The organism is Acetobacterium carbinolicum (genome assembly GCF_047456275.1).
Lineage (GTDB): Bacteria > Bacillota > Clostridia > Eubacteriales > Eubacteriaceae > Acetobacterium > Acetobacterium carbinolicum.
The window spans coordinates 1,386,084-1,401,541 of the sequence record NZ_CP173357.1 but is presented as its reverse complement, the minus strand read 5'-3'; the positions used below and the strand labels follow the sequence as shown (position 1 = coordinate 1,401,541).

Here is a 15,458-nt window from a genome sequence, read left to right as displayed (position 1 = left end):
ATGATCGAAATTAAAAACTTACATAAATATTTTGGTGAACTGGAAGTCCTGCGCGGAATCGATTTAACCGTCGACGAAAGCGAGGTCGTCTGTTTGATTGGATCGAGTGGATCAGGAAAAAGTACCCTACTGCGCTGTATCAATTTCCTGGAAGAAAAAAACGAGGGTGAAATCTACATCGACGGCGAATTAGTCACATCAAAAGATATCAATGCCATCCGTCAAAAGGTTGGGATGGTCTTTCAGCGTTTTAACCTTTTTCCCCATATGACGGTTATTCAGAACGTGATGGAAGGCCCCGTCACCGTTAAAAAAATGGATAAAAAGAAGGCGCGAGGCCTAGCAATGGACCTGCTTGAGAAGGTTAACCTGCTGGATAAGGCCGACGAATACCCAGCGATGCTTTCCGGTGGACAGCAGCAACGGGTGGCCATTGCCCGCTCCCTGGCGATGGAACCAAAGGTCATCTTATTTGACGAACCCACCTCGGCCCTGGATCCTGAGCTGGTTGGAGAGGTATTGGGCGTTATGAATGACCTTGCCAAAGAAGGCCGAACCATGATTATTGTTACCCATGAAATGGGATTTGCCAAAGAGGTAGCCGATCGCGTCATCTTTATTTCTGAAGGTCAAATTGCTGAAGAAGGTCCTCCCGAAGAAATTTTTGATCACCCCCAAAATGAACGGCTACAGAGCTTTCTGGGACAAATTTTAGTATAAATCGCTTTTTGCCAATACACCTGAGACTACTCTTCAAACTATCTTTTTTGATCTGGCAGGGATTAAGTGTTATACTGAATGTATCACAAATTTTAATCAGAAATATCAGAGGAGGAAATTAATGAAGTTACTTGTTTATGTCTTAAGCCAGCCAGACAAACTGGATTCACTGCTGGCGGCATTGGCGTCTAAACGAATATGCGGTGCAACAGTGCTGGAAAGCCGGGGCATGGCCCGACAACTCAGCCATCTTCACGACGCTGACGAAATCCCTATTCTTGGTTCACTCCGTACCTTTCTCAATCCTGATGTGACGCAAGGCAATCTTATTTTTGTCATTCTTGAAGACGAAAAAATAGACCAGGTCATTGAAGTGATTGAAGCCACGGTATCAAACCTTGACGAAGCGGATTCGGGGATCGTGTTCACGATACCCGTCGATTTTGCGAAAGGTCTATGTTCAATTGGAAGCTAAACTCATCATTGAAATCGCCGTTATGCTTTTTGCCGGCCTCCTGCTGGGACGACTGGCCAAACAATTCAAAATGCCCAATGTCACCGGCTACTTGATTGCCGGACTTATTTTGGGACCGTCCTTCCTGAATCTTATCTCCATTGATATGGTCAATGGTTTTATGATCATCTCAGATGTTGCCTTGGGCTTTATCGCCTTTTCCATCGGTAGCCAGTTTGATCTCAACTATTTCCGGAAGGTCGGTATTGCCCCGATTGTGATTGCTACGGCTGAAGCTCTCATGGCCGTAATTCTGGTAACTCTGGTATTGATGTTATTTGGTTTTGACCCCAAGCTTTCGATCATGTTGGGGGCCATTGCGGCAGCAACCGCTCCTGCCCAAACCATTATGGTCATCAAACAATATGATGCCAAAGGCCCTCTGACTTCAATGTTGATGAGCGTTGTGGCGGCTGATGACGCCATTGCTTTGATCGCCTTTGGATTTGCTGCCACCATCGTTAATGCCATGAACGCAAGTGTCGAAACCAGTCTAATTCTTTCGATCCTCACCCCTTTTTATGAAGTTATCATTTCATTTATTCTGGGCGCCGCGGCCGGAATCCTGATGAAACTGTTTTTCCGTTTTTTCAAGAAGCCCTCCAATCAAATCTGCATTGTCATCGCTTTTATCCTGTTGACCTACTGGGTCGCTGATTTACTTCATGGTTCCCCTTTACTAGCCTGCATGGCCCTTGGTGGGGTACTTGTTAATATTTACCGGGATCAGATTGATGCGCTGCTAAAAGTCACCGATTCCTTTACACCGCCTATTTTTATGGTCTTTTTTGTCATCTCCGGGGCTGGATTTCAGATCTCGGCACTGCCTGCCATTGGGCTGATCGGCATCATCTATGTCGTTATCCGGGTTGTTGGCAAAATGGCTGGTGCCTGGTTAGGTGGCCGAGTCACCCATCAAGATAAAAACATCTGTACCTATCTGGGACCCACCCTGATGCCTCAGGCCGGGGTTGCACTTGGGTTGGTGGTGGTTGCCGCCAAGCTGGTTCCCCTCTATGCCGAACAGATTCAAGTGGTTATTTTGTGTTCTACCTTCATTTACTCGGTGGTTGGCCCTATTGCTGCCAAATACGCCCTGGTTAAAGCCGGAGAGATCAGACTCCCGGAATCCAAGCCTCTAGCACCGCATAAAATTCATTCTTAAACAAATATTGGCGAGGATGCCCGGATAAAAACGGGAATCCTCGCCATTTTAGTTGCCTTTTGTTTGAAAACCTAACTATCTTATCAGAACGTAAGCCGGGACAAACAGCCCAGATCAAAAGCACCAACAACCCGACCAGCGGTATCAAGGACACCAACAAGATTAACACCATTTTCCAAACACATCCGAATCCCCACAATCAGGGGATCTGCCTCCGACACCCAAAGGGGCATTTCTTTGGTATTGCCATTGGAACTTTCATTAAAGGAACAAACCACCTGTTTGATTTTGACAATATTTAAATAGGATAAAAACCCCTTGTTCCCGATAAAATCATCGGCAAAATGACTTTTGCTGTGAAAAACGATGGTATCCCGGGAACCGACTTCCATAATTTCGCCCTGATTCATCACTACAATTTTGGTTCCCAGTTTAATGGCTTCCTCGATGTCGTGGGTGACAAAGACGATGGTTTTATTAAGCGTTTGATAAATCCGAATGATTTCATCCTGGAGCACCGCCCGATTAATTTGATCCACGGCGCCCAAAGGTTCGTCCATTAAAATAATTTCGGGATCTGCCGCCAGTGCCCGGGCAATACCGACTCGCTGCTTCTGGCCGCCGCTTAATTCGTTGGGGTATTTCCCCAGATAACCTTCTTCTAGCCCGACCAGATTAATTAGCTCCCGGGCCCGTTCCTTTTTTTTGGTTTCGCTGGTCTTTTGAATATCCAGAGCATAGGCAATATTTTTTTCAATGTTCAGATGAGGAAACAGCCCCACCTGCTGGATCACATAACCGATGTTTCGTTTTAGGGTAATCGGGTCCCATTCTTTGAGCTCTTTTCCTTTAATTCGGATTTCACCGCTGTTTGGTAAAATCAAACCGTTGATCATTTTTAGCAGGGTCGTTTTACCGCAGCCGGAAGGCCCGATCAGCACCACAAACTCCCCTTGTGAAACGGTCAGACTCAAATTCCTGATAATTGGCTTCTCTGTTTCATACTGTTGACTAACATCACTAAACTCAATCATCGGGTTATAACAAGCCTTTCGCTTTCAGGAATTCGGTGGCCACATCACCGGCATCCCGGTTTTCTTTTTCTACATAATAGTTCATCTGCTGCATTTCCTCATCACTAATCTGTCCCGCCAGTTGGTTAAGAATTGCTTCGAGTTCCGGATACTTGTCCAGGGTTTCCTGACGAATGACGGTGGCCGCTTCATAGGCCGGAAAAAAGTTCTGATCGTCTTTTAACACCTTTAAGTTATATTCCGCCAATAATCCATCCGTGGAAAAATTATTGATCACATCTACCTGACCCTCACCAATGGCCTTATATTTCAGGCCGATGTCCAGTTCTTTTTTTTCTTTAAAATTAAAACCGTAGGCTGTCACTAAACCCGGATAGCCATCTTCCCGTTCGTAAAAATCATATTCCGATCCCAACACCAGGCTGGCGCTCTGGGACGCCAAATCCGAGAAGGTATTAATCCCCATACTATCGGCTTTTGTTTTATCCATGGCCAATGCGTAGGTATCATTAAATCCATAACGATCCAACCAGATAAAATTATATTTCTCCTGATACTGGCTTTTAACCCCTTCGTAAAGGGCTTGCGAATCGGTAACCAGTTCATTTTTTAGCACAAACAGCCAACCAGTGCCGGTATACTCCGGGTACATATCAATTTCTCCAGATTCCATCGCTGGTTGAATATTAGCGGTTCCTCCGCCGATGCCCATTTTGTACTCGACTGTGATATCGGAGTTTGCTTCAATCAGTTGGCCCATCATTTCGGCAATGATATAGCTTTCTGCCATCGGTTTTGAAGCGATGACCACCTTCTTTTTTTCACTTTGGCAACCAGCCGCTAAAAAAATCAGCGCTGTAATTAATACTAAACTGATCCACTTTTTCATTTTGTCCTCCTTAATAATCTTTTTTCAATTATTCCCAATAATCCATCCGCAACAAAGGCCAGTAAGGCCACCAACAGACTGCCAGCCACCGTCATTTCACCAAAATTAGTGGTAATTCCCCGCCAGATCGCCACTCCCAATCCGCCAGCTCCGATAAACGAAGCAATCCCGGCCAGCGCAATAGTCATCACTACCATGTTGCGGATGCCAGCGATGATCACTGGCAGAGCCAGGGGGAACTGGATTTTCGAAAGCAGTTGCCAGGGAGTGCTACCCATCCCCACTGCCGCCTCCAAAATCTGATCATCCACTTCGATGAGCCCCACATAGGTGTTGCGAATCACCGGTAACAGTCCATAAATCACCAGGGCAATAATCGCTGTGGTATTGCCAATGCCGGTGATCGACACAAAAAAACCAAACATTGCAATCGAGGGAATGGTATACAAGACATTAGTCATACCAATCACGATGCTGGCAGCTTTTTTTGATTTGGAGATTAGAATGCCGGTGGTGATTCCTACCACCGTAATAATTACAATGGCAATTAAACTCAACAAGATGTGCTGCCATAGCAGTTCGATAAAAAAGTCGCTTCGCGTTTTGAGCAATTCGCCTAAATTTTTGAAAAATTCCATCGCTGTTCCCGTCTCTTTCCGATTATGTATCTGTAATTATGCTTATTCGATATTTTTATAAACTCAGGAGTCAACGACCGTTGTCCATCCGAGCGGTTTTTCTAGACATGCTCAATGTCAGTGTGAAGCGCGACCTCGTTGCTGATGGTCATTAAATCACTAACAGCCAGCCGGTGAATATCATCCCGGCCATTGGTCCGGGCAAACGCCTTTAGTTCGTTGGCGGTGCCGGTGTAAAAATTTTTAAATTGGAGCAAGGCTTTTTCTTCGTTAAAGAGGCTCCGTAATACTTTATCCTGGGTGGCGATCCCGGCCGGACATTTGCCGGTATGACAAATCCGGGACTGCAAACAGCCGATGGCAATCAGCGAGGCCGTCGCCAGAGCAATGACATCTGCCCCCAGGGCCAGCCCCTTGGCAATGTCCGAACTATCCCGAAACCCACCGGTAGCACAAAGGGTCACCTCACTGTTTAACTTATCTAAAAAGCGGCGAGCCCGGCGAATGGCAAAAATAGCTGGAATACCGACATTATCTTTGATAAATTTCGGGGTTGAACCGGTGGCACCACCGCGGCAATCAATGGTGATAAAATCCGGTTCGGCCATCAAAGCCATAGCCAGATCTTCTTCCAGATGACTGGTGGCAATTTTAATACCAATCGGAACACCATCGGTTATTTCCCGGATCCGGGCGACCCGCTTAACCAGATCCCGAATCTCATCTATCCCGGCCAACCGTGCGGGCGCCACCGCAGCTTCGCCTTTTTCAAGTTTTCTAATCCCGGCAATTTCCGATGTGATTTTTTCCTGGGGTAAATGGCCGCCCAGCCCGGGTTTAACCCCCTGGCCGATTTTTATTTCTACCGCATCCGCCTGTTTCATAATCGCTTCATCATAGGTAAACGCGGCGGTACCCTGTTCATAAATATAGTGTCTGGCGGCCTGGCGGGATTCCGGGAGCATGCCTCCTTCACCCGAACACATGGCGGTATCCACCAGGGTACTGCCTTTTGCCAAAGCAACCTTGGCTTCCTTAGATATAGCACCATAGGACATATGGGAGACATAAAATGGCAGGGCCAGCGTCAATGGTTTTTTGGCATGCTTCCCGATAACCGTTGTCAGACTGACCGTCACCTCTTCATTTAAGGGCATCCGATGTAATTGGGTGCCCTTAAAAAGCAGGGTGTTAAAATCCGGAAAGGTCTTAAGCGTTCGCATCGCGGAGTTCTCACTTATGCCCGTTTCGGCCATCTTTTTAATCGTCGCATATTTGTTATTGAACCGCTCGCCCTCTTGATCCTGATTTTTTAGTTCCCCGACCATTCCCGGATCAACAAATTTTTCGTACCAATGCTGACCACTGCAGAAGGGTTTATTTTGGGAATGACCGCATCGGCATAAACTACAATGCTCTTTAGATTCGGGCTGTTCTGACTCCGGCGTATCGCCCAGATCCAAAGAAATCCCGCCGCGTACATGGTAGGGTCCATCTTCATCTAGCTGAAGCGCTTCCACATCAGTAAAAGTATCCACCCGGACTCCGTCAATGGAATAGCTCAAGGCTCCGGAAGGACATTTTTTGATCGTTTCAATAATTAATTCTTTAACTTCGGCATCGGGATCAATCCAGGGTTCCACGCCCATCCGAAAAACTTTGGGCAACCCATCGGTACAGAAACCAGCATGAGAACAAATCCCCCGGTCATCATAAATGGTAATTTCCTGACCCACATAGGTATCCAATTGACGTGGTACCCGGTCCGGGCTTTTTTCGCCTGAAAAAGCAATTTTTCCATGGGTTCCATCACAAAATGGTTTTGTTTTTGACGCGCCACAACGACACAAAGCCACCGCCGGATCCGCCACCGTCACACTTCTGGTGGTGGATTCCTTGATCTCCGACAAACCAGTCACCACGTAGGGCCCGTCTTTTGATACCCGAATCAGCGTTTTTTTAACCATCGTATAAATCCCCTCTCATTTTACCTTATGGGTTGATTTATACCCTAAAGTTGCGGGTTCACACAGTGTTACCCCAAGATTTCAGGTTAAATTCCAAAGAAAAAAGGCCTCTACTTCGTAAAGGTCTTTTATTATTCTTCCTTATTAATTAGTTGAGTTGTTAATCATTTTGCCCTATGGACATCAAAAAAAGTTCATGTTACTTTGTGCTATCTGAGGTTGCCAAAAAACAGAACGCTTGCCACGTGCCAACATCACCACCTCTGATTAAATAAAGGCGCGTATTCCACACCTAAACGAATCGCTTCAATCAGACTCACCGGACTGGCGATTCCCTTCCCGGCAATATCCAGCGCCGTCCCATGATCCACCGAGGTTCTTAGGAATGGCATGCCAAGTGTAATGGAAATCGTCTTTTCGAAATCGACCATTTTGGTAGCGATATGACCCTGATCGTGATAAAGTGATAAGACCGCATCGTATTTGCCATTTAAAGCCAAGTAAAAGACACTGTCAGCTCCAATCGGTCCATCAACATTGATGCCTCTATTTCGGGCCTCTACTACCGCTGGCATCACCCCTTCCACCTCTTCCCGGCCGAATAGCCCGTGCTCGCCACTGTGAGGGTTAAGACCCGCAACAGCTATCCGGGGATTTTTCACTCCCAAAGTTTTTAGCGCTGCCACACTCTGATCAATAAAGGCCTCAATATTTTCCCTAGTTACCAGTTTACAAGCCTGCTGTAACGAAACATGACGGCTGAGAAAAAATACCCTAAGGTTATGCACCTGAAACATCGTCAGCGGATTTTTAGTTTGAGTTAATGCACCCACCATTTCGGTATGGCCGATATAAGGGACCTTTGCCGCCTTTAGCGATTCCTTGTTAATGGCGGTAGTTGTCAGCACGTCCGTTTTTTTATCCAGACAAAGACGGGTCGCGACCTCGATGTATTCATAGGCGGCCTTTCCCGTCATCGCCTGCACGGCTCCCATTTTTAGCTTATTTAAGTAAATATTATCCAAATCAATAAGGTTAAGGACCCCGGGTGAAAAATTTCCATCCTGGGGATCGTTAATACAATTGATTAAAAGTGTCACATCAGAAAACGCCAGGGCTTCTTTTAGCACCTTCTTATCCCCCACGATCACCAGGCGGGCCATGTTGCTAACCCGGTCATCTGCCATTGCTTTGACTGTAATTTCTGGTCCGATGCCGGCGGCATCTCCCATCGGAATTGCCAGTATTGGTTTAGTCATCTTATTCTCCTGATTAAATTATTTAATTACTAAACTAAGTAAAAAGTTAGTCTACTTGGTTTCTACTCGTTTTAGGCGTCCTATTTCATCTTTATAAAATAATCCTCCAGTTGATTAGTATCCATTGGACGGCTGAAATAATAACCCTGGACGTGGTCACACTGATAGGTTTTTAAGCGATCAAACTGCTCTAATTCCTCAACGCCCTCGACAATTACATCCATTTCAAGGGTGTGGGCCATTAAAATAATTGACTCCATCAGATGCTCATTCGATTTGTGTATCAGTAAATCACGAGTAAAGGCCTGGTCGATTTTTAACGTATCAATCGGCAGGTTCTTCAAATAGGCCAGCGACGAGTAGCCCGTTCCAAAATCGTCTAACGACATCTTAATACCAATTGCCTTGAGTCGATCAAATATCTTAATCGCCACTTCAAACGAATTGATAAACAAATTTTCAGTAATCTCCAGTTCCAAAAGATTCGGGGACAAACCGCTGCGCTTTAATGTCTCTTCGACCATCGCCGGAAATTGCTCATTACTGATTTGAACCGGAGAAATGTTAACAGAGATGATCATATTTGATCCCGTCACTCTGTTTAAATCCACCATTTTCTTGCAGGCCGTTTCCATCACCCATGCTCCAATCGGAACGATCAGTCCCGTTGATTCAGCTATATGGATAAATTCAAGCGGCGATATTTTCCCCAATTGCGGATGTTCCCAACGGATCAGAGCTTCAAATCCCCGAATTAATCCTGTTCTTACATCAATTTGAGGTTGATAATGAAGGTAGAACTCTTCATTCTTAATCGCCGAACGCAACGAGTTTTCTAAGGTCATACTTCTAATCAAATTCATTTTCATGCTGCTTTCAAAAAAAGCATATTGGGATTTACCCCGTTGCTTAGCCATATCGGCCGCAGCATGAGCATATTGAAGAAGCTCTTCCACTGTTTGCGCATCATCAGGATAGAGTGTAATTCCGACATGAAAATGCACATAAACATTATTTTCGTTTACGCTGATGCCTTGATTAAATGCCTGTCGCAGTTCTTCAATTTCAATTAGCACATCACTCGGATCTTCTAACTCCTTTATTACCCGGATAAAATTGGAGCCCGTGATTCTAGCCATAAATCCATTTGTCAACTTCATATTCAGAATCCGTTCGCCCATTATTTTGAGGAGTTGATCTCCAAACGACGGTCCATAGGTATCATTGATTCGTTTAAAGTTTTCAATATCATAACAGATTACCGCAATTTTTTTTCTATTCGTCATAATAAGCTGATCTAATTGTTCCGTCAGATAAACAGCATTGGGCAGTTGCGTTTGAGGGTCATAATAAGCCAGAGTTTTTAACGCTTCATCCCGCTCTTTGATCGATATCACCATTTCATTAAAATTCTCAGTCAGGGTGTTAAATTCATCAAAACGATTATCTTCATCAATCCGGTGATAATCCCCTGCGGCAGTTTCTCTGGTTTGCTTATTGAGTTCATAAAAAGAGTGGCTAATGTCTTTAAAAACATAGTTGGAAACAAACCTTGAAAACACGATCAATAAACAAACAAATAAAAGTACAATCCATAAGAGCGGTCTAAATGCAATCAGAATCGAATCATAGGCTTGGTAAACAAAAACATGCCAATCGCCATTTGTTACATCAGCATGACTAACCACAGTTCTTTGGCCGTCGTAAATGGCTGTAATGATTTGACGCTCTGGTTCCTGATGAATGGTATCAAAGTGACCTTCAATTTCGCGTTGATAAACCTTAGCCATATCTTTATTTGAGATAAAAACACCATTGCCATCGGTAACCGCCACAGTCACCTGATCACCAAAGGTCTGACTAAGATTAAGCGAAAGCAAACTGATCTCCTTTAGATTCAAATAGGCCACCAGGACTCCATCGCGATGAGGGATGGCAATTGTGATCGTCGGCTGTCCTGTTTGTTGAGAGATAAAAGTTTTTGATAGCGTCGGCTGCTGGCTGGCTTTTGTTTCAGAAAAAAAATCCTGACTGGCTCGGTTCGCGCCCTGGATATTGTTGTTTTCCGGAACAACCGTAGTTACAAACCCGTTTGCATCAAGCAGTTCAAATCCTTCGATGATATTAGCACTCTCGGTCACGGTGTTTAAATAGACCCGGATGTCCTCCTCATCCTTAAGAGCGCCGCCATCAAGTAACTCACTCAACTGTGTTAGTATCAGAAAGGACTCATTAAGAAAATCTGCCATGCGATGCGCAATGGTGGTAGCGATGAGGGTGTTTTTTTCTTGAATATCTTTGACCGCAACATTAAGAATCAATGGCGCTATTAACAACACCACTAGAATCAGGGGTATGGCAATGGAAAGCATGTTATTAACCTGGATGAAATTTTTCAGCTTTTTTATCCTTTTCATTGTCTAATCCACCTTTTTAAATTGACCATCCTGAATGATATAGTGGTACAGCGTTCGGCTGGCATCTCCGTATTGATCAATAATGATCTTATCCTGAAGCCCCTGGTGGGTTTCTTTTTTTATAATGGCCGCCTTGATGGTTTCCGGTTCCAGACTCTTTTCCGTCTCCATCGCGTCAAATAAAATCATCGCAGCTTCGTAAGCATAGATGGCGGCAAAAGTTGGCTCGGCACCGTATTTTTTAAGATAGGATTCCCTAAAATTAAGGTACGCCGGGTTTTGCGAGTCCGTATCGAGTAAACTGGGAATGTAAACCCCTTCGACCGAATTACCGCCTTGTAAAATCAGATCATTATTCATGGCCCAAAGGGATAAATAAATGGGCACCTGTTTCCCAGCTTTGTAAAACTGTTGACTAAACATGGCAGAATCAAAACTTGAGCCCAAAATTAAAATGGTGTCGGGGTTCGAATTTAAAACCCGTTTGGATATTTCCAGATATTCCGGGCTCGATCCGGATTGAAAGGATTCTTCATAAATAATGCGACCACCATTTTTTACCAAATCTGCGGCAATCAAATCCTTGATGGTTCCTGTGTAAGCTTTATTTTGAGATTCATAGATAACGGCAATCTGCTTTCCACCATTTTCAAGGATGTTTTCAACTAAAAATTTTGCTTCAACATCATTGGAAGAGACGACGCTGATAAAGTGATCGTCCTGATCTACCAGCTCATAAGAACTCATCGTCGGACTAATCATTAATAAATTATTCTCGTTGACAAAGGGCAGACTCAATTTAGCCATATTACTGGTCATATGACCGATGATAAATGAAACGCCCTCATCATAAAGTTCCTGATCAACGGCAAGGGCGGTTTCTTGATTGTTCTGATCATCTTTAATCCGAACTTCTACCAGTCGGCCGTTAACCCCACCGCCAGCATTAATTTCTTCTACCGCCATCATTAAAGCGTTGCGCCCGTTTACTCCCATTTCCGAGGCACTCCCCGTAAGCCCTGCCGAAAAACCAATGATCAGAGGTTGTTGATGTGAGCAGGACGAAAAAATCAGAGCCCCTATAAAAAAAACGATTAGCCATGAGTGTTTTTTATTGTTTTTCATCATAGACTCCTCCATTTTGGGATTAAATAATACCGCCACCGTCCGTAAAACAACTCATAAATGATATACCCGCATTTAAAACCTGCAAACTTACGATCATCAACAAACTGATTGACGTCTGCTCTTGCCACTAAAATTTCCCATTCGCTTTTTTTCAGACTTTAATCATTAGTTTATTGTTATATGTTTAAATTCAGAGCATAAGGGTAATAATCTTAAACATAGTGGATCATTAATCCCTTGCTTAATAGTGCTGCTTTATATAAACTATATCAAAGTACGATCCTGCAAACAACTTAATTCTATGTTAAACGATTAATATTCTTAAAGCTGCTTGCAAATGATAATAAAAGGAGATATATAATGAATAAGAAAAAAGGGTTACTTGCCAAGATGTTGTTATCAATTGGACTACCAGTTGCTATTATTTTTGCTGTTGTTTCAGGCATATCGCTCTATATTGTGAACCAGGCTATCACCAGAGTTACCGTTGATGAATTATCATCCCGCTCTCAGGCGGTTTCAAACGAGATAGACAGTTACTTTACAAGCTATCTGGTAACAGCCAACCAACTATCCACCAATCCTGAGATTCGCAACTTTTTTGAACAGGTTACACCGGGAATTGGCATCACCTCAACGACTAATTTTCCTGAGGTCAAACAGGCCCTGGATAATGTGGTTGCTACCGATCCGGAAAACATCCAGGTAGCCTGGATTGCCGATGTGGATTCCAGTCAATTTACCCAATCCGACGGTGCTTCATCTGACGGAACCTACGACATTAATACACGCCCCTGGTTTCAGGAATTAGTGGCCAAAAAAGAAGTTTTTATATCGGAACCCTATTTAGATGTTGTCACCAATCAGATTATTGTGAGTGTCGTTGCCCCAGTTTTTAAGCTGGGCACCCAGGACCTTGTCGGGGCAACCTGTGTCGATGTATCAATAGATCGCATCAAAGAAATCATTGCTGAGAATAAGATCGGCGAAACTGGATTCTTTGTCGTTTCAACCAACAGCGGTATGGTCTTTGATCATCCCAACCCGGATTTTAACAACGGCCCTCTAAGCGATACTGATCTTTCCCAAAACATCATCGCCGCACTGACTAGTAAAACCGCTGGCCCGATTTCTTATTCATCTGCCGGCACTGAAAGCCAGGGCTATGTTACCGAGATCGGTGATACCGGTTGGGTTCTGGCCACCGGACTGCCCCAGACAGAGTTCAACAAATCCTTTGCCACCATTCAGACCACAATGCTGGTTATTTTCGCTTTAGGCCTTTTGGTCACCGTCGGACTCATCATCATTTCCACCCGTAGCTTTATCCGGCCGATTACCAAGCTGGGCGAAGCTGCTGACCGTCTGGCGCTGGGCTCCGTTGATATTGACTACACCATGGCTGACAATGCCAGATCTGATGAAATCGGTGAACTGACAAAATCTTTTGTCAATATGGCCGAAAATATTCGGGACCAGGCCGAAGTCGCCCAGAATATCGCCTTGGGTGATTTAAACATTGATATTTTACCCAAGTCAGAAAATGATGTCCTGGGCAATAGTATGGTTTCAATTAAGAGCGCCATTGGCGATTTAGTCGCAGACACCATCATGCTTTCTGATTCAGCCATACGGGGCGATTTCACCAAACGGGCTGAGGCCGCTAAACATGCCGGAGAGTATGGCAAGGTTATTTCTGGTGTCAATCAGACTTTAGACACCGTAGTCGACAACATGTTCTGGTATGAAGCCATTATTGACGGCATCCCCTTCCCGGTTCACGTGACCGACATGGACATGAAATGGACCTTTATGAATCGCGCTTTTGAAGATCTGATGATCAAAAACGGCGTCATTAAAGATCGGAGTTCTGCTTGCGGCATGGATTGCTACAATGCCGGCGCCAGCATTTGTCAGACTGAAGGCTGTGGCATCCGTCGACTGGTGGATCAGGGCCTGGCAGACTCATATTTTGAATGGGTTGGACGAAACAATAAGCAAGATACCGCTTATCTCAAAAATAAAAAGGGCGAAAACATTGGTTTTGTCGAAATTGTTACCGATTTAACCCCAATTATCCGAGTCAGTGATTATACCAATGCTGAAGTGACCCGCTTGGGTGATAACCTGATGCGACTGGCCCAGGGAAATCTTGACTTTGATATGAGCATCAGCGAAGCAGATGAATATACCGTTGACGTCAGCGTCCAGTTCAACGAAATTAGTAACAGTTTGACCGCGGTAAAAACCTCGATTGGTGATATGATTGGTGGTGCTGCCATGATCACCAATGCCGTGATTGATGGTAATCTCCAGACCCGGGCCGATGCCAGCAAATTTAGTGGTGCCTGGGAAGAACTCGTCGGTGGTATGAATGCCATTCTCGATGAAATCAACAAGCCTCTGAGTGAGGTTCTGGTCGTAATGGATGCCATCTTAAACGGAAATCTTCAGGCCCGTATTACTGGCGACTATAAGGGTGATGTCGATGTACTAAAACAAACAGTCAACACTACCGCCACCCGTTTGAATTCGGTCGTCAGCGAAATTACTGAAAAAATCGAGCAATTATCTCAGGGCAACCTGGATATTGACCATGCCCGTGCCTTCCGGGGTGATTTTATCACCATCTCCAATGCCATTAATGTGATTATCGATTCCTTAAACGATGTGATGGGCGAAATTAATGTGGCTGCCGAACAGGTTGCCTCCGGCTCAGATCAGGTATCTGCTGGAAGTCAGTCGCTGGCCCAGGGTTCCACCGAGCAAGCCAGCTCGGTTCAGGAATTAACCGCCTCCATTGCAGAAATTGCTGATCAGACCAAAAACAATGCCGTGGATGCTAATAAAGCGAAAGAATTAGCTGATACGGTTAAAGGACATGCTGCCAATGGCAATGCTCAAATGGCAAACATGCAAACTTCCATGGTCTCCATTAACCAGTCATCCAATGATATTTCCAAAATTATTAAGGTGATTGACGACATTGCCTTCCAGACAAATATTCTGGCCCTCAATGCCGCAGTGGAAGCAGCCCGAGCCGGTCAACATGGTAAGGGATTTGCTGTTGTTGCTGAGGAAGTGCGTAGCCTGGCGGCCCGAAGTGCCGAAGCTGCTAAAGAGACGACTGTTTTAATTGAAGGCTCCATCGACAATGTTCAGGAAGGGACAAAAATAGCGGATGATACAGCCGCCGCTCTGGATGACATTGTCGCCGGCATCGAAAAGGTTACAACGCTGATTGGAAATATCGCCGATGCCTCCAACGAACAGGCATCTGGTATTGCTCAAATTGATACCGGCGTGGAACAGGTAGCTCATGTGATTCAACAAAATTCTGCCACGGCAGAAGAAAGCGCCGCCGCCAGCGAAGAGCTTTCCGGACAAGCCGAACTGCTTAAACAACTGGTTGATACTTTTAAACTCAGAAACAAATCAAATACTACTACAGTAGTTGCCGCCCCCCCAGCTGAAACGATAGAAAAAACGGCGCCAGAACCAAGTATTGATCTGGGTGATATGGACATGGATAAATACTAATCTTTATCCGCTTATTTAACATACTGGCGCTTATAAGCACCAGTATGTTGGCATGTACAAGCGATCTGATTCCGGTATTGAAGATTCAAATAAAGCTTTAGCCTGATACTATCAGAATATTGTCAGTCTTTTCGCTAATCTTAGTTTCTCACTATGTCGATATCTTAACTAAGATAATAATAAGACC

Annotated in this window: 11 protein-coding genes; 4 read left to right on the top strand and 7 right to left on the bottom strand. The window is 44.7% G+C overall.

Annotated elements, in window-relative coordinates:
- From ACIZ62_RS06455 to ACIZ62_RS06445, 3 genes are all read left to right on the top strand, one after another.
- Nucleotides 1-720: an amino acid ABC transporter ATP-binding protein gene (locus ACIZ62_RS06455; protein WP_111889689.1), complete on the top strand. Its 720-nt coding sequence runs from the start codon at nt 1-3 to the stop codon at nt 718-720.
- Nucleotides 721-841: 121 nt separating this feature from the next.
- Nucleotides 842-1,195 (top strand): P-II family nitrogen regulator, encoded by a 354-nt coding sequence (locus tag ACIZ62_RS06450; protein ID WP_111887453.1) that lies wholly within the window; start codon nt 842-844, stop codon nt 1,193-1,195.
- A complete protein-coding gene (locus ACIZ62_RS06445; protein ID WP_111889690.1) occupies nt 1,185-2,399 on the top strand; it encodes a cation:proton antiporter in 1,215 nt (404 codons plus the stop codon). The genes ACIZ62_RS06450 and ACIZ62_RS06445 overlap by 11 nt, the downstream gene beginning before the upstream one ends.
- 83 nt (nt 2,400-2,482) lie before the next feature.
- Here the strand turns inward: ACIZ62_RS06445 and ACIZ62_RS06440 are convergent, their stop codons facing one another.
- The 7 genes from ACIZ62_RS06440 to ACIZ62_RS06410 all read right to left on the bottom strand — a co-directional run bounded on the left by ACIZ62_RS06440 (nt 2,483) and on the right by ACIZ62_RS06410 (nt 11,731).
- Entirely contained in the window at nt 2,483-3,433 is a 951-nt protein-coding gene (locus tag ACIZ62_RS06440; RefSeq protein ID WP_414151509.1) for an ABC transporter ATP-binding protein, read from the bottom strand.
- A 4-nt stretch (nt 3,434-3,437) separates the two neighbouring features.
- Entirely contained in the window at nt 3,438-4,322 is an 885-nt protein-coding gene (locus ACIZ62_RS06435) for a glycine betaine ABC transporter substrate-binding protein (protein WP_242988616.1), read from the bottom strand.
- Nucleotides 4,319-4,960 (bottom strand): ABC transporter permease, encoded by a 642-nt coding sequence (locus ACIZ62_RS06430; RefSeq protein ID WP_242988617.1) that lies wholly within the window; start codon nt 4,958-4,960, stop codon nt 4,319-4,321. Before ACIZ62_RS06430 ends, ACIZ62_RS06435 begins: the two co-directional genes overlap by 4 nt.
- Nucleotides 4,961-5,061: 101 nt before the next feature.
- Entirely contained in the window at nt 5,062-6,927 is a 1,866-nt protein-coding gene (locus ACIZ62_RS06425; protein WP_111887455.1) for a glutamate synthase-related protein, read from the bottom strand.
- A gap of 254 nt (nt 6,928-7,181) precedes the next feature.
- Nucleotides 7,182-8,186: a 4-hydroxythreonine-4-phosphate dehydrogenase PdxA gene (pdxA, locus tag ACIZ62_RS06420; protein WP_111887456.1), complete on the bottom strand. Its 1,005-nt coding sequence runs from the start codon at nt 8,184-8,186 to the stop codon at nt 7,182-7,184.
- Nucleotides 8,187-8,266: 80 nt separating this feature from the next.
- Complete coding sequence (locus ACIZ62_RS06415) at nt 8,267-10,603, bottom strand: EAL domain-containing protein (protein ID WP_414151508.1); 2,337 nt, start codon at nt 10,601-10,603, stop codon at nt 8,267-8,269.
- Nucleotides 10,604-10,606: 3 nt separating this feature from the next.
- Entirely contained in the window at nt 10,607-11,731 is a 1,125-nt protein-coding gene (locus ACIZ62_RS06410) for an ABC transporter substrate-binding protein (protein WP_414151507.1), read from the bottom strand.
- A gap of 360 nt (nt 11,732-12,091) precedes the next feature.
- On the opposite strand from ACIZ62_RS06410, the gene ACIZ62_RS06405 reads away from it, so the two are divergent.
- A complete protein-coding gene (locus ACIZ62_RS06405; protein ID WP_111887460.1) occupies nt 12,092-15,271 on the top strand; it encodes a methyl-accepting chemotaxis protein in 3,180 nt (1,059 codons plus the stop codon).
- Nucleotides 15,272-15,458 lie beyond the last annotated feature (187 nt).